20 protein-coding genes are annotated in these 20,854 nt (G+C 71.5%); all 20 read right to left on the bottom strand.

Translation table 11 applies throughout. From position 1 onward, the window contains the following. Positions 1-9 precede the first annotated feature (9 nt). Complete coding sequence (locus ACOOE8_RS15210; protein ID WP_420392277.1) at positions 10-1,281, bottom strand: ABC transporter substrate-binding protein; 1,272 nt, start codon at positions 1,279-1,281, stop codon at positions 10-12. A 137-nt stretch (positions 1,282-1,418) separates the two neighbouring features. Next, positions 1,419-2,948, bottom strand: coding sequence for a glucan biosynthesis protein (locus ACOOE8_RS15205; RefSeq protein ID WP_420392276.1), 1,530 nt, complete (start codon positions 2,946-2,948; stop codon positions 1,419-1,421). A 252-nt stretch (positions 2,949-3,200) separates the two neighbouring features. Beyond that, positions 3,201-4,826 (bottom strand): isochorismatase family protein, encoded by a 1,626-nt coding sequence (locus ACOOE8_RS15200; RefSeq protein ID WP_420392275.1) that lies wholly within the window; start codon positions 4,824-4,826, stop codon positions 3,201-3,203. Continuing rightward, positions 4,826-5,674 carry an MBL fold metallo-hydrolase gene (locus ACOOE8_RS15195; RefSeq protein ID WP_420392274.1) on the bottom strand — a complete coding sequence of 283 codons (849 nt, stop codon included), beginning with the start codon at positions 5,672-5,674 and terminating at the stop codon, positions 4,826-4,828. Before ACOOE8_RS15195 ends, ACOOE8_RS15200 begins: the two co-directional genes overlap by 1 nt. 286 nt (positions 5,675-5,960) lie before the next feature. After that, complete coding sequence (locus ACOOE8_RS15190) at positions 5,961-6,329, bottom strand: VOC family protein (RefSeq protein WP_420392273.1); 369 nt, start codon at positions 6,327-6,329, stop codon at positions 5,961-5,963. Positions 6,330-6,468: 139 nt separating this feature from the next. Continuing rightward, a complete protein-coding gene (locus ACOOE8_RS15185) occupies positions 6,469-7,356 on the bottom strand; it encodes an amidohydrolase family protein (RefSeq protein ID WP_420392272.1) in 888 nt (295 codons plus the stop codon). Positions 7,357-7,448: 92 nt separating this feature from the next. Continuing rightward, positions 7,449-8,591 carry a VWA domain-containing protein gene (locus ACOOE8_RS15180; RefSeq protein WP_420392271.1) on the bottom strand — a complete coding sequence of 381 codons (1,143 nt, stop codon included), beginning with the start codon at positions 8,589-8,591 and terminating at the stop codon, positions 7,449-7,451. 23 nt (positions 8,592-8,614) lie between these two features. Next, positions 8,615-8,983 carry a DoxX family protein gene (locus ACOOE8_RS15175; protein WP_420394725.1) on the bottom strand — a complete coding sequence of 123 codons (369 nt, stop codon included), beginning with the start codon at positions 8,981-8,983 and terminating at the stop codon, positions 8,615-8,617. Between the two features lie 93 nt (positions 8,984-9,076). Further along, positions 9,077-9,958, bottom strand: coding sequence for an AAA family ATPase (locus tag ACOOE8_RS15170; protein ID WP_420392270.1), 882 nt, complete (start codon positions 9,956-9,958; stop codon positions 9,077-9,079). Between the two features lie 275 nt (positions 9,959-10,233). Beyond that, positions 10,234-11,271, bottom strand: a complete 1,038-nt coding sequence (locus ACOOE8_RS15165; protein WP_420392269.1) for a xanthine dehydrogenase family protein molybdopterin-binding subunit — start codon at positions 11,269-11,271, stop codon at positions 10,234-10,236. Further along, positions 11,268-12,224 carry a DMT family transporter gene (locus tag ACOOE8_RS15160; RefSeq protein WP_420392268.1) on the bottom strand — a complete coding sequence of 319 codons (957 nt, stop codon included), beginning with the start codon at positions 12,222-12,224 and terminating at the stop codon, positions 11,268-11,270. The genes ACOOE8_RS15165 and ACOOE8_RS15160 overlap by 4 nt, the downstream gene beginning before the upstream one ends. 129 nt (positions 12,225-12,353) lie before the next feature. Beyond that, entirely contained in the window at positions 12,354-12,731 is a 378-nt protein-coding gene (locus ACOOE8_RS15155; protein WP_420392267.1) for a GFA family protein, read from the bottom strand. Beyond that, positions 12,725-12,955 carry a hypothetical protein gene (locus ACOOE8_RS15150; RefSeq protein WP_420392266.1) on the bottom strand — a complete coding sequence of 77 codons (231 nt, stop codon included), beginning with the start codon at positions 12,953-12,955 and terminating at the stop codon, positions 12,725-12,727. The genes ACOOE8_RS15155 and ACOOE8_RS15150 overlap by 7 nt, the downstream gene beginning before the upstream one ends. A gap of 19 nt (positions 12,956-12,974) precedes the next feature. Next, positions 12,975-14,669 carry a molybdopterin cofactor-binding domain-containing protein gene (locus ACOOE8_RS15145; protein ID WP_420392265.1) on the bottom strand — a complete coding sequence of 565 codons (1,695 nt, stop codon included), beginning with the start codon at positions 14,667-14,669 and terminating at the stop codon, positions 12,975-12,977. Beyond that, positions 14,669-15,154 (bottom strand): (2Fe-2S)-binding protein, encoded by a 486-nt coding sequence (locus ACOOE8_RS15140; protein ID WP_420392264.1) that lies wholly within the window; start codon positions 15,152-15,154, stop codon positions 14,669-14,671. Before ACOOE8_RS15140 ends, ACOOE8_RS15145 begins: the two co-directional genes overlap by 1 nt. Positions 15,155-15,162: 8 nt before the next feature. Next, a complete protein-coding gene (locus ACOOE8_RS15135; protein ID WP_420392263.1) occupies positions 15,163-15,942 on the bottom strand; it encodes an FAD binding domain-containing protein in 780 nt (259 codons plus the stop codon). A 427-nt stretch (positions 15,943-16,369) separates the two neighbouring features. Next, entirely contained in the window at positions 16,370-16,813 is a 444-nt protein-coding gene (locus ACOOE8_RS15130; RefSeq protein WP_420392262.1) for an SRPBCC family protein, read from the bottom strand. A 31-nt stretch (positions 16,814-16,844) separates the two neighbouring features. Beyond that, positions 16,845-17,291 (bottom strand): DUF305 domain-containing protein, encoded by a 447-nt coding sequence (locus ACOOE8_RS15125; RefSeq protein WP_420392261.1) that lies wholly within the window; start codon positions 17,289-17,291, stop codon positions 16,845-16,847. A 127-nt stretch (positions 17,292-17,418) separates the two neighbouring features. Next, positions 17,419-17,856: an SRPBCC family protein gene (locus tag ACOOE8_RS15120; RefSeq protein ID WP_420392260.1), complete on the bottom strand. Its 438-nt coding sequence runs from the start codon at positions 17,854-17,856 to the stop codon at positions 17,419-17,421. Then, positions 17,856-20,852 carry a flotillin domain-containing protein gene (locus ACOOE8_RS15115; RefSeq protein ID WP_420392259.1) on the bottom strand — a complete coding sequence of 999 codons (2,997 nt, stop codon included), beginning with the start codon at positions 20,850-20,852 and terminating at the stop codon, positions 17,856-17,858. The genes ACOOE8_RS15120 and ACOOE8_RS15115 overlap by 1 nt, the downstream gene beginning before the upstream one ends. Positions 20,853-20,854: the final 2 nt, after the last annotated feature.

Raw genomic sequence — 20,854 nt, 5'->3', positions numbered from 1 at the left:
CCGTCGTGGTCATCCCTGGCCGGGAACGCACTCCGGAACATCGCGGGACGGACGGCCCATGGCATCGAACGCCGCGGCCTCCATGCCGAGCCGCTGATCGATGTTGTCGACCTTCTTCACCATCTCGGTCGTGAGCTCGCCGTTCTCTCCCTCGACCACCTCGAACACGAAGTTGGAGCCGATGGCCTGACGGTTCTCATCGAGCGTGATCAGCCCGTTGGGGGCGTCGAGCTCGATGTCGGAGAGGCAGGCACGGAACTCGGACTGATCCTGCGACAGCTCGCCCCCGATCTCGTTGAGGCACTGGAGCGCGGCGTTGGTCGAGTTGTAGTAGGCCGTTGCGACCAGCGACGGCGAGTTGAACCGCTCCTCCGGCGGGAACGCGTCCTGGTAGGCCTTGATGTAAGCTTGCCAGTCCTCATCCTCCCAGTCGTCGGCCTGCGGGCCGGAGCCCGGCGTCCCGACGAGCGCCTGCTTGGCGCGGCCCTTGGAGTTCAGCACGGTGCCATCCACCATGATGGTGCCGCCGATGAGGTTCGCGTCGCCGCCGGCCTGCTGGTACTGGTTGAGGAAGTTCACCGCGTCGCCGCCGCCCAGCCCGAGGTAGATGGCGTCGACGTCGTCCGGCAGCGCGGCGATCACGCTGGCGAAGTCTTTGGTTCCAAGCGGCACCCAGAAGCGCTCGACGATCTCGCCGCCCGCCTCGCAGAACTCCTTCGCGAAGCCGAGGAAGTTGGTGTAGGCGAACGAGTAGTCCTCAGCGACCGAGGCGACGTACTTCCAGTCCTTCTCGTTGACCACGTACTCACCGAGCCCGACGCCCCACTGCGCACCGTCCATGTTGTAGCGGAAGAAGTTCTCCGCAGGATCGACGTAGGTCGCCTCCTGCGCACCGGACGATCCGTTGATGAAGGTGACGTCGGGGTACTCCTTGGCGAGGTCGCGCAGCGCGATCCCCTCAGAGCCCGACAGTGGGCCGATGATGAAGTCCACCTGGTCCTGCTCGACGAGCTTGCGCGCGGCGCGCACCGCGGAGTCCGGCGATGCGTCCGTGGACGCCGTCACGACCTCGATGGGCCGCCCGCCTGCCTCGTTGTTGGCCTCCATCAGCGCGAGGCGAAAACCGCGCTGCCCATCCTCGCCAAGGATGGTGTAGGTGCCTTCGAGCGTCGCCATAAAGCCGATCTTGATGGGCTCGCCATCCTGCGCGTGCGCCGCGCCGACGGCCGCCCCGAAGGCGAGCATCGCCGTGGCGGCGGCGGTGTTCGTAAGGTTGGTCATGCGTCTCCTGGCCCCTTGCGTGTTGCGAACGTTGGCCGGGCCGTCGCACGGCCGGCGCGTCAGTGTGACGTTTCGACCTGCGATGGGCCATCCCTTCCGTCTGAAATCTTCCTCCGGCACGGCACGTTGAGCCGCACTCAGGCCTGCGCGAGCATCGTCCACGTCTCGGTCAGCGCGTCGCCGCGTCGGTGAAGGAAGGCGCGCAGCTCCACCCTGGCTTGAGGCTCTGCCGAGAGGTCGAAGATCGCCCGCCAGCGGTTCGTGCCAACGACCGCGTGCACGGACGGCTGGAAGAGCGCCCCGTCTCGAGCTTCGACGGACAGCTCGACGCCGTCCTCGATCCCGGCGAGCGCGCCGCCCTCGAAGTCGATGACGTACTTGGTGCGGTCGGATGGCGCCGGCTGTCCCGGGATGCCGCCGTCACCGCGCCGCGTGGCGACCGCGCGGCCCAGCGAGCTCGGTGCGGGGTCGCGCTCCTGCCAATCGATGGCGTAGTCGTAGGCGAGGGTTGCACCGGCCGCGGGCTGCAGCTTGGGCGTCCAGAAGGCGACGATGTTGTCGAACGTCTCGTCCTGCGTCGGGATCTCGAAGAGCTGCACGGCGCCCTCGCCCCAGTAGCTCCGCGGCGTGATCCAGGCGCTCGGGCGGCGGTGGTAGAACACTCCGTCGTCCTGGTAGCTCGAGAAGTCGCGGTCCCGCTGGATGAGGCCGAAGCCCCGCGGCCCATCGTCGAGGAAGCTTGTCAACACCGGCTCGTCCGGGTTGCGCAGCGGACGCCAGATGCGCTCGCCGACGCCGGTGTGCATGGCGAGGCCGTCGCTGTCGTGGACCTCGGGTCGCCAGTCGGACGCCTCAGGGCGGTTGGTCTCGGAGAACCAGAACATCGAGGTGAGCGGCGCCACGCCAAGGCGCTCGACCCCCTCGCGGAAGTAAAGACGTGCGGCGACCTCGCACCGCTGCGGACCCTGCGGCAGGAGTGACGCCCCAATCCGGTAGGCACCCTCCACGCTCGGCGAGGTGAGGCGCGCGTAGACGACGACGTCCTCGCCCTCCCGCTCGCCCGGCCCGACGATAAACTCCGAGAAGCGTGGGAACTCCTCCGGCCAGGGAAGCGCGGTGTCGACGGCAAGCCCACGGGCCGAGAGCCCGTACTGCCCGTCCGGCCCGTCGCAGCGGAAGTAGGACGCTCCGAGGAAGGAGAGCCAGTCCGGCCCGTTCCCCCGCCGCATGAGGCGCAGCCCCGCGAAGCCGGCGTCCTGCCCCAGCAGCCGGGCCGGGCTGTCCACGGGCATCGCGAAGAGCGATGGACTGTAGGGCAACCCTTGGGCAACGCCGCCCTCGATGACGTGGACGCGGACCGGCTCGCGCGCGTACCTTCCGAGGTGGAAGAGCTGCATGGGCGTCGCACCGATCAGCGGCGCCGCCTCCGGCCGGAAGCGGATCTTCCAGTGCGCGTCGTAGTCGATCCGGTCGAGGACCGCTGGGGCGACGAGCGGTGCCGGTCGGTGGGGCTCGCGCGCGGCCGCCTGGGCCTTGGCCATCAGTCCGTCGAAGTCGAAGGGACGGACCGGGCTGCCGTTCGGACCCTCAGCTGCCAGGAGGGGAAGGCGTCCGATGGGCACCCCGGCGGCGACGAGGGCAGCAAGCATGCTGCGGCGGCTGATCATCGTGGGGCCCTTCGCTTGGTTCGCATTCGCGGGACGAAGCAAAGCGGGACGGCGGAACGATGGTCCTGTGTGGAGGTTTGCCGGCAGCGGGGTGACGGTTTGGTGAACCCTGAGGGACGGCGACGCGGGGGCCGACCCCGGTCCCATCCTGGAGGACCATCCTCATCGGATCGGGGACAGCTGTCCTAATGGGCAGGTGTTGTCATGCCATTTGAAGCGTGCCTTGCATGGGCGGGCGCCGGGGGCCCACCTTCACGCGAGCGCTGCAAGGACCGCGGCAGTGGTGGTGACGGCGGACACGTTCTGCAGGGCGTAGTCCACCGAGGCGCGGTGCCAGTCGGCGTTCATCGTCGAGCACGCGTCCTCCGGCACCACCATCAGGTAGCCCTTGTCGGCACCGGTGCGCGCGGTGTGCTCCACGCTCATGTTGGTCCACGCGCCGCACGAGATCAGCGTGTCGCGGGCCTCCGCGCGCAGGATCGTCTCGAGGCGCGTGCCCTCCCACGCGCTCATGCGCATCTTCTCCACCACGTGGTCGCCGGCGGCGGGCTCGAGGCCCGGTACGGGGGCCGCGCCCCAGGTGCCGCGGACCAGGGCGCGCTCGTCCACAACGCCCTCGAACAGCGGTGCGTTCAACGTTAGGCCCGGTGCGCCGGGCTCGACGATGAACCAGACGTGGATCACGGGGACGCCGCGGGCGCGGCAGCGCTCGGCGAGGAGGCGGGCGTTGTCGATGGCGCCCTGCTCGCGGCAGTGCGCGGGCGCGCCGGAGGCGGCGAACGCGCCCCCCTCCATCACCACGTCGTTCTGCATGTCCTGGATGATGAGGGCGCAGCGCGATGAATCGAGGTCGAGGCCGTCGCCCGCCCGCGCTGACGCCGTCGCTGCCGCGGAGGATGTGGCGCCGCGACCGTGCGCCGACGCCGCGGCGGACGCCGACGCGCCGCCCGCGTTCGCAGCGCCGTCCGCCTTGGGACGAGCGCGCATGAAGGGTTCGTTGCGCGGACCGACCTTCACGGGCAGCGAGTAAAGCGAGGTGGAGGCGCACACGAACAGCGTGCGCCAGTCCTCGCCGCCCCAGGCGAAGTTGGCGGCGAGCTCGGGGATCGCGACCCTGCCGAGGGGACGGCCGTCCGGCGCGTAGACCCACAGGCCGCCGGGCGCGGTGACCCACACGTTGCCGAGGTGGTCGCACTTCATCCCGTCCGGAACGCCCGGCTGCGTCTGGTCCTTGATGCCGCTCGCGAAGACGCGGCCGTCAGTGGGCCGCCCGTCGCGCATCGCGAAGACGCGGATGTTCGCCTGCTCGGTGTCGTTGACGTAGAGCCGCGACTCGTCGGGCGAGAAGCACAGCCCGTTGGGCATCGCGAACAGGTACCGGTCGGCGACGAGCTCGGGCTCGGCCATCCCGGGACGTACGCGGTAGACGCCCTGGAAGCCGAGCTCGCGCGGCCGCTCGACGCCGAACACCGGCATTCGGCCGTACCAGGGGTCGGTGAACCAGATCCATCCGTCGGAGGACACGACGACGTCGTTGGGGCTGTTGAGCTCGCGCCCCTCGAAGTGGCTGGCGAGGACCTCGCGCGTGCCGTCCGGGCGGATGCGCACCAGCGACGAGGTGGCGTGCTCGCACACGATGAGGTCGAGGTCGGCGTCGTAGGTGAGGCCGTTGCCCTTGTTGGTCGGACGGGCGACCTCGCGCACGCCGTGCCGGTCCCAGCGGCGGCGCACGTCGGCTGGCATGTCGGAGAAGGTGAGCCAGCCGTCGGGGTGCCACACGGGACCCTCGGTGAAGGCGAACCCGCTGCCGAGCTGGCGCACGGGGGCGTGCTCGTCCACGAGGGAGCGGAACGCGGGGTCGAGCGCGGCGTGGACCATCAGGCGGGGAACCACTCGCGCCGCGGCACCGTCTGGGTGATCGGACCGGGCACGGCGAGGTCGAGGCGGCCGACGACGCGGGCGTGCTCGATCCTCGCAGGCTTGTCGTGGATAGGCAGCAGGAAGCGCGAGCCGGCGAGGAGCTTCTTGATCGCCGCCTTCTCCTCGCGCTTGGAGACGGAATGGTTGCCGGTGACGCGCGGCTCGTGGTCGTTCACCTCGTTGAGCGGCGTCACCACCTGGTCGTTGAAGTCGTAGATCACGTCACCGCAGATCGTAGCGCGCCCCTCGGCCGTCTCCACGTGGATGTTCATGGAGCCCTCGGTGTGGGCGCCGGCCCAGTCGAGGGTGACGCCCGGGATGAGCTCAACCTCCCCGGTGAGGTCCGTGTCCTCGAAGCGCAGGGCGCCCGGCGTGTGCAGCCGCTCGATGAGGTGCTGGATATCGGGCTTGGGGTACTGCGGGTGCATGAGGCCGGACACGGAGTGTTCGAGCTCGCGGCGGTTGAGCACCACGGTGGTCGACATGGGGAAGCGGTCGTCCTTGCCTGCGTGGTCGATGTGGAGGTGCGTGTGGCACACGTAGCGCACGTCGCCGGGCTTCACGCCGTGGCGCGCGAGCTGGTTCTCGATCTGGTTCTCGTGGAAGGAGAGCCCGCGCATGCCGAGCGTCTCCATGATGGCGTTGTCGCGGTAGCCGGTGTCGACGACGATGGGGTAACGGCCGCCGGTGATCAGGAACCCGTAGGTGTAGACTCGGCGGGTGCGGCCGCAGTCGCGCCCGAGCACCAGGAAGGACGATTCGAGCTCGATGTCTCCGTAGTCGAGCAGCTTGATCTCGAGCGCCATGGTCCCCTCCGTCGCCTCGCCCTCGGGCTCGCGCCGGCGCGGCCCTCGGCAGGGCGGTCGCCGGCTGGGCGCGCGACCCAGGCCAGCGCAAGACTAGCGAGGCACCGGGACGGACGGCATGGCGGAGGGTCTGAAAAACTCGCGAGTGCCATGCTCGACGGAAGGGCGGCTGGATCGCGCGCATTAATCACGTCCTCAGCGCCGTGGTGTGCACACTTGGAGCGGGAGGGCCCAGTCAGGCCCAATCGTCGCCGCCGCGAGCGAGGCGCCGCGAGGAAGCGCATGTTCAGAGCTGCCGCGACAGCCACCAAGTCGTGCCCGACGGATCGCGGACGCCTCCGCGGCGGTCGCCGTCGCCCTTCTCGGTCATCGGCTGCACCTCCTCCGCGCCGGCGTCGACGGCGCGGAGGAAGGCCGCGTCGGGATCGGCGAGGTAGAGGTGCAGATGCCCCCCCGGCCCGCCCGGCATTCCGCCCAGCATCACCACCGAGTCCTCGATCCGGAACTCGGCGTGCAGGATGCGGCCGGCGCCGTCGGGGATCACCCTCAGCGGCTCGGCGCCAAACGCCGACGCGGCGAAGTCGAGCAGCGCCTGCGGGTCCGGGACCAGCAGGTAGGGAGAGACCGTAGGATAGCCCTCGGGCTTGTGCGCCATGCGGGGGAGGCTACCACGTCCACTGAAGAGCGCGAGGACGCTCGGGCCGGTCGCCGCGCCCAGCCGCGCGCCGCTTCCTCGAGCGCTCGTGCTTCCGACTGCGTTAGCGTCTCTTCAGCTCCGCCAAGAGGACGCCCGATCACTCGGCCAGCCGATAGACCCTTTGCGCCGTCCGCCGCAGGACGTCGTCGCGCTCCTGCTCGCTGAACGGCTCGAGCGCACCGAGGACTGAGTTCAGCAGGCTCGCATAGTCGGTCCAGATCTTCTCGATCGGGAAGTTGGAGCCGTAGAGGCAGCGCTCGGCGCCGAACAGGGCGAGCGCCTCGCTCGTCGTCCAGGCCACGTGCTCGGGCGCCAGGCGGCGCACGAAGGTGCCGAACCCAGAGACCTTGCACACGACGTTGGGTCGCGCGGCGAGGCGGCCGATCGCCTCGCGCCACTCCTCGCGTCCCTCGTCCGTGAGATCCTCCGGCATGCCAGCGTGCTGGAGCACGAACGTGACCTCGGGGCACGCCTCGACGAGGGCCAGCGCAGCGTCCGCCTGCTGCGAGAAGACCTGGAGCTCGAACACCCAGCCATGGTCGGCGAGCCGCGCCACGTTCTGCCGGACCGCCTCCGACCCGACGACGTCCGGCCCGCCAGCGAAGCGGTAGAGCGGGTTGTGGTGCCAATGCATCTGGTGGCGCACGCCGCGCATCAGCGGGTAGGCGGCGAGCCGGTCGAGGTCGCCCCGAGCATCCTCCTGGCCCATGTCCACGTAGCCGACGATGGCGTGCGGCCAACCCGAGCGCTCGGCGACGCGGCTGACCCAGGCGACCTCGTCGGCGAACCAGTTGGGCGCCCAGTTGGCCTGCACATAGACCGAACGGGCAACGCCGGTGCCGTCGATGTCGGCGAGGTACTCGTCGATGAGGTAGTCGCGCTTGATCTCGTCGTAGGGGCCGAAGATGCGCGGCACGGTGGGACCGAGGAGCCAGGGCAGGTCGGCGCGGCGCCAAATGTGATGGTGGGCGTCGACGATCTCCATGGGCTCCCTCGGCTTTGGCGCTAGCGACCCACCGTCCCGAGGCCTTGCGGACGCAGGCGCACGGACGGGATGGTAGGCCGCTCCACCCTGCCTTAGCGCGGATCGGTGCGCAGCGGCGAGCCGGCGTTCGCCGCAAGGTGCCGTGCGAAGGACAGCACCTCATCCGCCACCGCCGCGGGTGAGGAGCCGTCGCCCAGGCGCGTCAGCATGGGCTGGATGGCGGCGAGCGCCTCCGTCTGCGGCGCATAGCGGGGATCGGCAGCGAGCGGCGACAGCCACAGGATCGCGTGGGCGAGACGCGACAGCCGGGTGACGGCGCCGATCAGCGCCGCCGGGTCGCCGCGCTCCAGGCCGTCCGACAGGATGATGACCACGGCAGAGCGGGCGAAGCCGGCATACCGCGGCACGGCGAGGAAGGAGGCGAGCGCGTCGCCGAGCCGCGTGCCGCCGTCCCAGTCAGGCACCGCGGCCGACGCGGCGTCGAGGGCGGCCACCGCCGAGCGCCGGGCGAGCGGGCGCGTCACCCTTGTGAGCCGGGTGCCGACGGTGAACGCCTCGACGCGCTCGGCGGTGCGCACCAGCGTATGGGCGAAGCGCAGCGCCCCGTCGGTGTGCGCCGCCATCGAGCCCGACACGTCGAGGAGGAGGAGGATGCGGCGCTGCCGCGTCCGTCGGGCGAGCCGCGGCAGGCGCATCACCTCGCCGTCGCGCCGCACCGCCTCCTTCAGCGCCCGGCGCATGTCGAGCCGCTCGCCGGCGCGGCTCGCCCCGAGCCGGCGGGAGCGACGTCGCGGCAGCCGCGCGGCGGCGGCGCGGCGGAAGCGCCGCATGGCCTCGGCCTCGCCGGCCGGCGCGAAGGTGCGCCCGGCGAGCGCCTCGGCCGCGGTCGCTTCCTCGCCGGAGCGCGTCTCCTCGTCGGGTGGCAACCACTCGGCCTCGCCCTCCCCCGGCTCGGCGACCTCGACCTCATCGTCGTCCGAGGCCGCCGGCGCGGCGAGCGTGTGGCCGAGGAAGTGGGCGCGGAACAGCGCGTCGAACGCCGCACGCCGCTCCGGCGCCGGCCCGAACGTCGCGAGCGCCGCGGCGTAGACGTCGGCCATGCGTCGCGGGCCGAGCAGCCCCACGGCTGCGACGAAGGTTTGGGTCTGCTCTTGCGCTGCGAGGAAGTCGTTGGCGCGCAGACGCGTCGCAAAGGTGACGAACGGGCGGACGGCGCGTGGCAACGGCTCGGGCATTCGATCGCACGCCGGCGAGCGCGTCAGGTGCTGCGCGCTCGGCCGGACATCGCAGCGTCGAGGCTGAGCGGGCCGGGGCCGGCGAACACGAGGTAGAGGAACACGAAGCAGTAGAGGATCGATGCGTCGCCGCCGTTCTCCACCGGGAACGGGCTGCGCGGCGCGTGCGCCAGCCAGTACGCGAACGCCATCTGTCCCGACAGGATGAAGGCCACCGGCCGGGTGAACAGGCCGACGAGGAGCAGCGACCCGCCGACGAGCTCGAGCACGCCAGCGATCCAGGATAGCGTGAACGCTTCCGGGGACGTGTCGGTCGGCGGGAAGCCGAGGAGCTTCTGCGATCCGTGGGCGAAGAAGATCAGCGCCGCGACGATGCGCAGGACGCTGAGCATGACCGGCGCGTAGGCGGCGAGCCGTCCGCCAGCGGTGCCGGTCGTGGCCGATGGGGTCGTGCTCACGGCATAGTCTCCAGCGTTCTGCCCCGGTCAGGCGGCGGCGTCGGTGAGGATCGCGTCGAGCCGCGGCGCCACGTAGGCAAGGTCGTCGGCGTCCTTCAGCGCGACGCCGATGGCGCGACGGAAGGCGGCAGGCCACGCCTCGCCCTGGCGCGCGAGGAGCGTCGCCGCCTCGGCCCACTCCACGGTCTCGGCGATGCCGGGGACCTTGGCGAGGGGCTCGGCGCGGAGCTGCGCGACCGCCGCCACCACGCGCTCGGCCGTGGTGCGGGCCACGGAGGACGCGCGCATCATCACGATGTCGGCCTCGCGGCGAGCGTCGGGGTAATCGATCCAGTGGTAGACGCAGCGCCGCCGCAGCGCTTCGTGTAGCTCGCGGGTGCGGTTCGACGTCAGGATGACGACGGGGTGCTCGTCAGCCCGCACCGTGCCGCGCTCGGGGATGGATATCGAGAAGTCGGACAGGAACTCCAGGAGGAACGCCTCGAACTCGTGGTCGGCGCGGTCCACCTCGTCGATGAGGAGGACGGTGCCGCGCGGGTCGCGCAGCGCCTCCAGCATGGGCCGTGCGATGAGGTAGTCGTCGGCGTAGATGTTGACGTAGGCCTCGCCCGCCTGGCGGATCGCGAGCATCTGGCGCGGGTAGTTCCACTCGTAGAGCGCGGTGGCGGCGTCGATCCCCTCGTAGCACTGCAGGCGCAGGAGCTCGCGGCCGAGGATGGAGGCGATGGCCTTCGCTGCCTCGGTCTTGCCGACGCCTGGCGCACCCTCGAGGAGCAGCGGCTTGCCCAGCGCGAGGGCGAGGTAGGCGGCCGTGGCGAGGTCGTCGCCGGCGAGGTACTGCGCGTCGCGCAGCGCCTCGGCGAGGCGGTCGGGGCCGTCGATGCCGGCGATGGTGGGACGGATGGGCACGTAAGCGCTCGCGGTTGCGGCCGGAGCGCCAAAAGCCCTCTCGGAGGGGAATGCTCGCGCCGAGGGCCCCGCGCGTCAAGGCACGCTTCGCTCTTCGGCCTTGACCCGAGGCGCCCTCGGCACGGTCCTGAGGGTGTCGGCTCCGCCGGAATGTCGCTTCGAGGGAAGACCGGCCTCCGGCGGGTCTTCCACCGGAATGATTGAAGGGGTCGAACGCCGGTGCGCGGCGGATCGGATCGACGTCCCCTGCGAGGCTGGACGTCTGCGCGCCCCTGCTACGAGCGAGCGGCGGCGGCGCGGCGGCTGGGGCGGACGCCGCCGTTGTCGCGCAGGCCGCGCAGCACCTTCTCCGGGGTGATGGGGAGGTCGGTGATGCGTACGCCGACTGCGTCGAACACGGCGTTGGCGACGGCCGGCAGCACCGGGTTGGCGCACATCTCGCCCGGTCCCTTGCCGCCGAAGGGGCCATCGGGCGCCGGACGCTCCAGGACGGCGACGTTGTGCGGGGCGATGTCGCCGGGCCCGGGCATGAGGTAGTGGTTGAAGTCGACGGGACCCTCGCGGCGGTCGGGGTAGTACGGCTCGGTGGTCTCGTAGAGCGCATGACTCATGCCCATCCAGGCGCCGCCGACCAGCTGCTGCTCGACGAGCTTGGGGTTGAGCGCGCGGCCGAGCTCGTAGGCGGAGTTCATCTGCGTCACGGCGACCTCGCCGGTCTCATCGTCCACCTCGACGTCGACGATCATCGCGGCGTGGGCGTAGCACGAGACCGGGGTCATCTCGCCGGTCTGGGCATCCACCTCCGACAGCGGGATGAGGAAGATGCCCCGGCCCGACACCGTGCGGCCCTGCTTGAACTGGGCCGACTGGCTCGCCTGGGCCACCGTGATGGAGCGCGATGGCGCGCCCCTGACGTGGATGTTGCCGCGCCCGTCCGTCACGAGATCGGTGGCGTTGACCTCGAGCTCCTCCGCGGCGGCCTCGAGGAGGACGGCGCGGGCCTCCTTGGCCGCGGCGATCACCGCGTTGCCGACGCGGTGGGTGCCACGCGACGCGAACGAGCCCATGCAGTGCGGGCCGGTGTCGGAGTCGGCGGTGTCCACGTAGACGTCCTCGATGGGGACGCCGAGCGTCTCGGCCGCGATCTGCCGCGTCACCGACTTCATGCCCTGGCCGAGGTCGATGGACGACAGCGCCACCATGAACTTGCCGTCGGGGTTGGAGTGGACGAGGGCCTGGGACGGGTCGCCGCCGAGGTTCATGCCGATGGGGTAGTTGATGCACGCGAAGCCGCGGCCGCGATGGAGGGTCATGGGTGGGCTCCAGGGCTTGCCGCGAGCGGCCGGTTCCTCACGCGCCTGCGCTCGCGATGGACCGTGTAGAGGCCGGCAGCGAGGATGATCGCCATGCCAAGGAAGGTAAGCGCGTCCGGCCACTCGTGGAAGACGAGGTAGCCGAGCATCACCGCAGCGACGATCTCGACATACTGGAGGGGGGCGAGAAGGCTCGCCTCGCCGAACCTCATGGCGAAGACCATCATTGCCCCCCCGAGCGTGCCGAGGACGCCGAGGGCGACGATCAGGGGCACGAGGTCGGCGGCGGGGACGGACACCTCGAAGACGGAGATGTCGAGGAGCGTGCCTAGGACGAGGCCTATGGCGAGGATTCCTCCTGCGAAGGCTCCGGTGACGAGCTGGGTGCGGAACCCGTCGAGGGCGAGGCGGGCGGAGCGCAGCGTCGTCATCACGGCGGCGAACGCGGTGGCGGCGATGAGGGGGAGGATCGCGATCCACCCGAACTCCAGGAAGTTGGGCCTGATGACGATGAGGGCGCCTACGAGGCCGACGACGACGGCAGCGCCGCGGTGGAGCCCCACGCGTTCGCCGAGGAACAGCGCGCCGAACGCCGTGAGGATGAGGGGCGCGACGAAGAAGATCGCGACGGCGTTCGCGAGGGGCAGCACTTGAAGCCCCCAGAAGAAGACCAGCGTCGCAACGGACGTGAACGCCCCGGCGAGCGCAAGCTTGGGGAAGGCCTTGAGGACCAGGCGATCGACGAGGGGGCGCCGCGCCAGGGTGAGGGCGACCGCGAGGAGCCCCGTCTGAAGGGCAAAGCGCATGACGGCGATCTGTGCGGGCGACATGGACTGGCCGAGCCACTTGGCGACCGCGTCGAGGCAGGGCATCACGACGGCGGCGCCCACCATCAGCGCCATGCCGCGGAGGGTGTCGCGGTCAACCTCGGTTGAGCTGAGGGCGAAAGCCAAGCGGGTCACTCCTGAGCCGCGCCCCGCGAAGCGGTGCGTGCGCTTCACGATCTGCCACATCCGAGAGGGCGCGTCCCGTCCGCCATGGCGCGGTGCGCCTGCCTTGGGTTCCGGACCGTGCGAGCGGCGTCAACGGTCCCTCCCCTCCTCGGCCGCGGCGCGGTCCGAGGGGTGGTCGACGCCGTCGACCCAACTCCACTCCAGCGCGCGGATGTCGATGCCGTCGACGCAGGCGACGTTGACGCCGTACTCGTCGGGGTTCGAGCGTCGCCTGTGGTGGGTGTAGACGCCGCACGTGTTGCAGAAGTGATGCTGCGCGGTGTGCGTGTGGAAGGTGTAGGTGCGCAGCGTCTCGCCGGCCTCCACGGTGAGGTCACGCGACGGGACCGTCACCGCGATGGCGCTGCGGCGGCGGCACAGCGAGCAGTCGCACCGCCGCGCCGAGGCGAGGTCGAGGCGGGGGAAGGCGAGACGGACGGCGCCGCAGTGGCAGCGCGCGGTCACCATCGGGGCGGCGCCCCGAAGGGGTCGAGCGCGGCGAAGGTGAAGAGGTCCTCCTCCACGACCCTGCCCCAAGCGAGGCGGATGCGGCTCATGCCGCGCCGCCGCTCGGCCGTGCGGTCCGCAAGTGCGGCGTCGTCGGCGAACCGCGAGAGGTGGCGCGTCACGTCGCCGGCGCTGAGGTCGGCGAACGCGCGGCGCGTCCTTGCGCGGACGAAGGCGTGGTACATGGCGCTCCTCGCGCAGCCATCACCGGCGGCGGAGGCCGGAGATGGAGGAGAAGCGGGTGGGTCCGCGGCGCGGCTCGCGCGAGGGCGCGGGCCCTGGCGCGCCGGCCGGCTCGGGGGCGCGCTCGCGCGCGGCCTCGCGGGACGGCGCGGGGCTCGCCGGCCGGTGTTCGGGCAGCGGCGCGCGGGGCGGCTGGTGGGACGGACGCGGCCTCGGCGCGTCGCGGCCCGCCTCCACCGGCTGTCGTCCGCTCCCCCCACGGCCGTAGGAGCCGGACGCGGAGCCCTCCACGCGGCCGTGGTCGTCGGTGGCGGTGAAGTTCGGCAGCTGGCCGCGCTCGCCGCCGCCGCCGGTGAGCGATGACGCCGCCTCCGCCGACGCCGACAGGCGCCACCCCGCCTTCTGCGCCGCCACCTGACAGCACTCGATCAACGCGGTGTTGTGCGCCACGCGGCGGTGGGCCTTCATGTCGCCGTCCCGGTAGGCGTTCAGGATGCGCAGCTCGATGGGGTCGAGGCCCAGCGCGTCGGCGACGACGTCCATGTGGCTCTCCATGGCGAAGTCGACGCCCGTCACGCCGAAGCCGCGCATCGCCGTCGCCGGCGTCCGGTTGGTGTAGACGCAGTAGACGTCCGCCGCGACGTTGGGGATCGTGTAGGGCCCCGGCAGGTGGCCGACGCACTTGACGACGGCGTAGGACGACAGCCGCGTGTAGGCGCCGGCGTCGAAGTAACCGCGCAGGCGACGGGCGACGATGCGCCCGTCGTTCATCACGCCGTCGGTCACGTACCAGCGCTCGGCCCCGCGTGGGGCGCCCACCTGCATCTCCTCCTCGCGGTCGAACATCGCCTTGCAGGGCCGGCCGGTCAGCATGGCGCCGAGGATCGCCAGCGGCTCGTGGATGGAATCCACCTTGCCGCCGAAGCCGCCGCCCACCGTGCCGCCGATGAAGTGCAGCCGCGCCGACGACACGTCGAGGAGCTTGGCCGACACGCCGAGGGAGAAGAACAGACCCTGCGTGGAGGTGTAGCAGACCCAGCGGTCGTTGGTCTCTGGCGCGGCGATGGCGCCGCACGTCTCGATGGGGGCCTGCTCGATGGGGCTCATCTGGTAGCGCCCCTCGATCACCCGGTCGGCGCGCGCGAACGCGGCGTCGACGTCGCCGTAGCGCAACTTCTGGTGGTCGTAGCGGTCGTGGTAGACGAAGGCGTTGTTCGGGTAGGCCGGGTTCACCGACGGCGCGCCAGGCGCCAGCGCCTCCTCGGGGTCGAGGACGTGAGGGAGCGGGTCGTACTCGACGCGCACGGCGGCCACCGCCTCGCGCGCCTGCCGCTCGGTGTCGGCGACGACGGCGGCGACGGGCTCGCCGACGTAGCGCACCACGTCGCCGGAGATCATCGGCTCGTCGTCGAGCCCGAAGTCGAGCAGCGAGAGCAGCGTGTTGAGGTTGTTGGGCACGTCCTTGGCGAGGATGACGCGGCGCACGCCAGGCATGCGCTCGGCGGCCGCGGTGTCGATGCGCCTGATGCGTGCGTGGTGGTGGGGCGAGCGCACGCAGCGCATGTGGAGGAGGCCGTCGAACAGGTGGTCGTCGTAGTACGGCGAGCGGCCGGTGACGTGTCCCACCATGTCCTGCCGCTGGGTGGGCTGGCCGATGACGTTGAGGTCGTCGTCCCGCTCGTCGGCGAAGTACTCCTTGCGGAACTCGATGGGCATCAGCGGGCTCCTGCGCGCGAGGGGGCACCGTGCGCGGCGGTGAGGACGGCCTCGATGATGGCCTCGTAGCCGGTGCAGCGGCACAGGTTGCCCGAGATCGCCTCGACCACGTCCTCGCGCGACGGGCGTGGGTTGTGGCGCAGGAGCGCGGTGGCCGACATCAGCATGCCGCAGGTGCAGTAGCCGCACTGGGCGGCGAAGTGGTCCATGAAGGCCTGCTGCAGCGGCGCCGGGCGCTCGGCGGCGAGGCCGGCAACGGTCTCTACATGGCGGTCCGCGACGGTCTCGGCGAGGGTGAGGCAGGCGAGGCGTGGCGCGCCGTCGACCAGCACGGTGCAGGCGCCGCAAGTCCCCTGCCCGCAGCCGTACTTCGGCGTGAGGTCGCCGAGCGCGCGGCGCAGCACGTCGAGGAGGTTCTGGCCGCCGTCGACGAACACGGCGCGCTCGGTGCCGTTGTGGGTGAAGGCGACGGGGGTCTTGGCCACGGAACCTCTCAGCGCGCGGTGAGCAGCCGGGCGAGGTGCACGCCGGCTACCTCGCGACGATACCAGGCGGAGGCGAGCGCGTCGTCCCTCGGCTCGAGCCCGTCGGCGGCGACCCGGGCCGCCTCGGCGACGGCGGCGGGGTCGAGCGGGCGGCCGGCGAGCGCGCGCTCGGCGGCGGCGGCGCGCATGGGGTAGGGGCCCATGCCGTTGAACACGATCCGTGTCTCCCCCCGCCCGCCGCGGGGCACCAGCGCCGCGATCGACATCACCGAGACGCCCTTTGGCCTGACGCGCGAAACCTTGGTGAAGCGCAGCTCGCCGTCGGGGCGCGGGACGTGCACCGCGGCAACGAACCCCTCGCGCCGGCGCACGGGCTCCTCCACCGGCGTGCGGCGCCCGTCGGCACCCTCGACCGTCGCGCCCAGCGCGATGAGCGCGCCGGCAAGGTCGCCGTAGGGTGGCTCGGCGAACAGGTTGCCCGCGATCGTCGCCGCCGAGCGTACCTGGGGCCCGCCGACGACCCGCGCCACCGGGGCGAGGAAGGCAAGGTCCCGGTGCGCGACGATGTCCGCCATCGTGACGCCGCCGCCGATGACGAACGCGCCCCCCGTCGCGCGGACCTGCGTGTAGGCCGGGTCGGTCACGCGAATAAGGGTGTCGAAGCTCGTGTCGCCGTCGTTGACGGCGCGCATCACGATGGTGCCGCCGCCGATCACCCGCGCGGTGCGCGAGGCCGCGGCGCGAGCAGCCTGGGCGAGCGTCGCGCAGGTCGTGACGGTGACGGGCATTACGGTCTCCTCCCCGCGTGGGCAGCCCTCACCGTGGTGCCGGGCCGCTCCCTCGTGGGCCCAGTGTCCCGCGGCGCGCGGCTCGACTCAAGGCACGCTTCGCTCTTCGGCCTTGACCCGAGCCCCGCACCGCGGGGCGATGGAGGTGTCGGCTCCGCCGGAATGTCGCTTGTGAGAAGACTCGCCTCCGGCGGGTCTTCCACCGGAATGATGGGTGGCCCGGCGGAGGTGGTCGGCCTGCGCGTGCCGACGACCTCCGACAGCGCATCGCGCTCCAGGCGGTCGACGGAGTCCCGCTGTCCCTCGCCATAGGCGTCCCAGCCGAGGTTGCGGATCGCCGGAGCCTCCTGCGCGGACCGTCCGTCCCAGGACGGATCGTGGGACGCGACGCGCACGAGCTCGTCGCGTGGAACGGGCCACGCCCGGCTCACGCGCTCGCTCCTCGAAGGCGCTCGCGCAGGCCGTTCATCGCGGAGGTGTAGATGTCCTCGCGGACGAGGTGGGCGAGCTCGCGCTCGCGTCCCGCCGGGGTGTCGAAGCGCGACTGCCATTGCCAGAACGTCATGTCGCCGTCGGTGACGGGGAGAAGCCGCACGTGGGCGACGTAGTTGAACAGCGGGATCGGCGTGTCGAGCAAGCAGTAGCTCAGCGTCATGTCCGCATCCGACAGGGTGAGGAGCTGCTCGCGCAGCTCCGACCCGTCGGCGAGGTGGAAGCGCCGCACGCCGCTCACCCGATCGGTGGGCGCGCCGCGCTCCATGGCGCTGTCCGTGACCGCCGGGGTCCACGCGTCATGCCCGTTGAAGTCGCGCACCACCTCCCACACGGCCTCCGGCGGCGCGTCGATGACGGTGGAGACGAGGACCTTCACCGTGCCCGCACCATGCGAGGGGACTGCGGCGTCAGTCTGCCGACAGGTCGGCGATGAGCTGCTTCATCTGCGCGATCTCCTCGCGCTGGGTCGCGATGATCGCATCGGCGAGCTCGCGGACCCGCGGATCGGAGATGTTCGCCCGCTCGCTGGTCAGGATCGCGATGGAGTGGTGCGGGATCATCGCGCTCATGTAGGCGACGTCCTCGATGGTGGACTGGCTGCGCACGAGGTAGACGCCGGTCGCGATGATCGCTGCGCTCGCCACGTAGATCGCGACGTTCACCGCGACGCTGCGGTACATGTTCAGCATGAACGTGAGCATGATGATCGCCATCGCGCCTCCCATGTAGAGCGCCATGTACGTGCGCGTCTCGCTGTAGAACACGTGATCGAGGGCGTACGTGTTGAGGTACATGAGGACGAACATGGTGACGGTCGATGTCGCGATCATCGCCAGGAAGCGGGTGTAGTCCATCGGCTCCTCCCATCGGGATCGCTGGCTGCGCGCCGCTCGGCCGAAGGGATCGCGGCCGAGGCGGCGTGACGCCTGCCGCCGTAACCGATGACCTACGCAAAACGATCCATCCCATGCGAGCCGGGCGTCAACGGGCGAAGTGGCGCTTGAGGGCGTCGAAGCCGCCCTGGAAGACGTCGGTGCCGATGCCGGACACCAGCCCGTCGGCGTCGGCCTCGGCACACTCGAACTCCGCCGACCACTCGATGAAGGTGCGCTCGCCGTCGGTGATCGGCGTCACGCGCAGGGTAGCGACGTAGTCCGACAGGGGCATTGGGCCTTCCAGCATCGAGTAGGTGCAGAACATGTCGTAGTCCGACAGTCCGAGGAGCTGCTCGCGCAGCCGGTCGCCGTTCTGCAGGCGGAAGTCACGGATGCAGCCGACCCTGTCGGACGGCTCGCCGTTCTCGATGCGCGAGTCGCGGATGCGCGGGTGCCAGCGCGGCAGCGCGTTGAAGTCGCGCACCCGCGCCCAGACGTCGCCTGCGGGTGCGTTGAGCACGGATGAGACGTAGACCCGCGGCACTACGCCCCCTGCCCTGACCCGGACGGCGGCGATGGTGGGCGCTCCGATCCGCCCTCGCCGCGGCCCTCGCCCGAGCCGCCGGACCGGGAGCCGGCCTCGCGAGCGATGCGCTGCATGTCGCTCGCCTCGCGGATGAGGCCGGGCATCCTCGACAGGTTGCCGCCCTCGACGCCGATGTCGGCGAGGAGCGCGTCCACCAGCGGCGCCTGGACGCGATAACGCAGCGCCGAGTTGATCACCTCGTCGGTCGCGTTGCGCGGGCCATTGCCATGGCCGTTCCCGTTGCCCGCCCCGTCGAGCTGGACGATGCGGATGTCGGAGATCTTCTCCATGGGCTTGGCCGAGGCAGCGACGATGCCCTCGATGCGCTCCAGCATGCGCCGCTTGAACAGCGACGCGCGCGAGCCGTCCGTCAGCACGTTCTCCGCCTCGTTGATCAGGCGCTGCGCCTCCGCCTCCACGGCGCGGCGCACCTTCTCGGCGTCGGCGGCGAGGCGGGCCTCCTCGGCCTCCTTCTCTGCCATCAGGACGTCGATGGTCTTCCTCCGGTTCGCCTCCTCGGTCTGGCGGACGGTCACGACGTGCTCCTCCGCCTCCACGGCCCGGGCGCGCGCCTGGTCCGCCTCGATGCGCGCGGCGGCCTCCTCGAGGCTCTTGCCGTAGAGCGCGATCGCCTTCTCCATGGCCGCGAGCTCCACCTCGCGCTCGCGCGCGATCTCGCGACGGCGCCGCTCGGTCTGGTGGCCGATCCGCGCCTCGTCGAGCCCGCGCTCGGAGGCGATGCGGGCGCGCTCGATCTCCTCGCTCGACGCGATCTCCGCCTCGCGCAGCGCCTGGACGCGGGCGATCTCGAGCTGCTCGGTGGCGCGGCGCCGCTCCAGCTTGGCGGCGTCCAGCACGCGCTCGCGCTCCACGCCGGAGCGCTCGACGTCGCGCTCGGCCTCGATTTCGGCCCGCCGCACGCGCCCATCCGCCTCGGCGCGCTCGGCCTTCTTCGCGGCGAGCTCCACGACGCGCGCCTCGTCCGCCTCCTCGACGATGCGGCGCCGGTCGATGCCGGCCACCTCGCGCTCCTGCTGGGACGCGATGCGCTCCATCTCGAGGCCGAGCTCCATCTCGATGCGCCGCCGCTCGGTGGCGTCGCGGCGTCGCAGGTCCGCCGCCTCCACCGCGCTCTCGCGGCTGATCTCGCGCTCGCGGGCGTCCTGCTCGGCGGCGACGCGCTCGGCGGCGAGGATCTTGCCCTGGGCGATGCGCGCCGCCTCGCGCCGCTCGTCGGACTGCGTCTCGGCGATCGCAACCTCCTCGCGGGCGGTGATGCGGGCGCCGTCGAGGCGCCGGTCGGTCTCGATGCGTGCCGCCTCGACGGTCTGGCGCGCCGCAAGGTCCGCCTCGTCGACGGCGCGCCCCCGGGCGATCTCACGCTCCCGGACATCCTGCTCGGAGGCGATGCGCTCGGCGGCGAGCACCTTCTGGCGGGCGATGCGCGCCGCCTCGATGGCCTGACCGGCCGCGATGTCGGCGGCCTCGACGGCCTCGGTGCGGGCGATCTCGAGCTCGCGCACGTGACGGTCCGTTGCGATGCGCTCCTGCGCGGTCTGCGCGCTCTCGGCGATGCGACGCTGCTCGGTCGCCTCCCGGGACAGGATCTCGGCCTCCTCAAGGGCACGCGTGCGGTCGATCTCCCGCCGACGCGTCTCCTCCTCGGAGGCGATGCGCGTGCGCAGGGTCTCCTCGCGCGCGGCGATCTCAGCCGCCTCGAGCGCCTTCTGTCGGGCGATCTCGCGGGCGCGGGTCGCCTCGTCCGAGGCGATGCGCGCCTCGGCGACCGCGCGCTCGGTGTCGATGCGGGCGCGGTCGGTCGCCTCGCGGGCGGCGATCTCGGTCTCCTCGATGAGCCGGCGCCGGGCGATCTGGCGCGCCTCGACGTCCTGCTCGTTCTCGATGCGGCTCTGGCTGACCGTGCGCTCCTGCTCGATGCGCGCCGTCTCCACGTCGCGGCGGGAGGCGATCTCTGCGGCGTCGATGGCGCGCTGCCGGTCGATCTCGCGCTGGCGCACCTCGCGTTCGGACTGGATGCGCACCTCGGCGATGGACTGCTCGTTCGCGATCCTCGCGAGCTCGATCGCCTCGCGCGCGGTGATCGTCGCCCGCTCCGACTCGGTCTCGCGCTCGGCCCGCTCCCGGGCGATCTCGGCACGCTGCTGCGCGCGGCGGAACTCCACCTCGCGCTCCTGCTCGAGCCGCGCCTGCTCGGAGTCGCGCTCGATGTTGAGCGCCTCCTTCTCGGCCTCGAGGTTGCGCGCGCGAATTTGCGTCATCGAGCCCTGCTCGATGTCGTTGCGCAGCTTGCGCCGCTCCTCGATCTCGCGGATCAACGTGGTCAGGCCCTCCGCGTCGAAGCGGTTGGACGGGTTGAAGAACTCGAGCGCCGTCTGGTCGATGTCCTTGATGGCGACCGACTCCAGCTCCAGCCCGTTCGCCTCCAGCGCCTCCTGGGCGAGCTCCTTGACGCGGGCGACGTAGCGCGTGCGGTTTTCGTGCATGTCGCCCATGGGCATCTCGGCTGCCGCGCTGCGCAGCGCCGACTCGAACTTGCCGGCGAGCAGCGGGTGGAGCCGCTCGGCGTCCATGGTGCGCCGGCCGAGCGTCGAGGCAGCGCGGCTTACCGCAGCGCGCTCGGGGCGCACGCGCACGTAGAACTCCGCCTCCACGTCGACGCGCATGCGGTCGTGCGTGATGATCGCGTTCTCGCGGTTGCGGATCACCTCCAGCGGCAGGGTCGCCATGGCGACGGGGGTGGTGTCGTGGACGATGGGCCAGACGAACGCGCCGCCGTCGATCACCACCTTCTCGCCGAGGAAGCCGGTGCGCACGAACGCCGTCTCCTTGGTGGATCGGCGGTAGAGCCAGCTCATCACCCAGTAGACGACGAAGACGACGATGACGGCGGCGATGATCCAAAGGATCAGCTCACCGATGAATTCGCCTGTCATGG

The sequence above is a fragment of the Acuticoccus sp. genome (genome assembly GCF_965213555.1).
GTDB lineage: Bacteria > Pseudomonadota > Alphaproteobacteria > Rhizobiales > Amorphaceae > Acuticoccus.
Note: the sequence above shows the minus strand (reverse complement) of the source record. Positions and strands in the feature narration are given on the sequence as shown.